The sequence below is a fragment of the Aeromonas rivuli genome, from assembly GCF_000820045.1.
Classification (GTDB): Bacteria; Pseudomonadota; Gammaproteobacteria; order Enterobacterales; family Aeromonadaceae; genus Aeromonas; species Aeromonas rivuli.
Genome location: NZ_CDBJ01000008.1, coordinates 1 through 650, shown reverse-complemented (window position 1 = coordinate 650; position 650 = coordinate 1). Strand labels below are relative to the sequence as shown.

Annotated in this window: 1 protein-coding gene; it reads left to right on the top strand. The window is 66.5% G+C overall.

Annotation, left to right across the window (positions count from 1 at the left end; translation table 11 throughout):
* Window positions 1-650, top strand: a 650-nt coding sequence (locus BN1130_RS22510) for a hypothetical protein (protein WP_042039754.1), incomplete at both ends; no start/stop codon positions are given.

Below are 650 nucleotides of genomic sequence, written 5' to 3'. Positions count from 1 at the left end.
CCGGCGGAAGCCAAGGCGGGCGACACCCTCAAGGTGAGCGGCCAGGCCGACCGGGTGCTGAGCGATGCCGACATCACGGCGGGCAAGGTGGCTTACGAGTTTGACCGCCCGGCAGACGGCGCCGGTCTGACTGTCACCGCCACCCTCGTCGATGCCGCCGGTAACGTCTCGGCAGAAGGCAAAGACAGCGCGGTGATGGGCGACACCACCGCGACCGGTGCGCCGACCGTAGTCATCACCGAGGATGCCAACGACGACGGCACCATCGACCGCACCGAAATCAACGGCAAGGTAGACGTTAACGTCGGCCTGCCGGCCGATGCCAAGGCGGGTGACACCCTCAAGGTGAGCGGCCAGGCCGACCGGGTGCTGAGCGATACCGACATCAGCGCCGGCAAGGTGGGCTACGAGTTTGACCGTCCGGCGGACGGCGTGAAGCTGACTGTCACCGCCACCATCGTCGATGCCGCCGGTAACGTCTCGGCTGAAGGCAGCGACAGCGCAGTGATGGGTGACACCACCGCCACTGGCGCGCCGACCGTGGTCATCACCGAAGACACAGATAACGACGGCACCATCGACCGCACCGAAATCAGCGGCAAGGTAGACGTTAACGTCGGCCTGCCAGCGGAAGCCAAGGCCGGCGACAC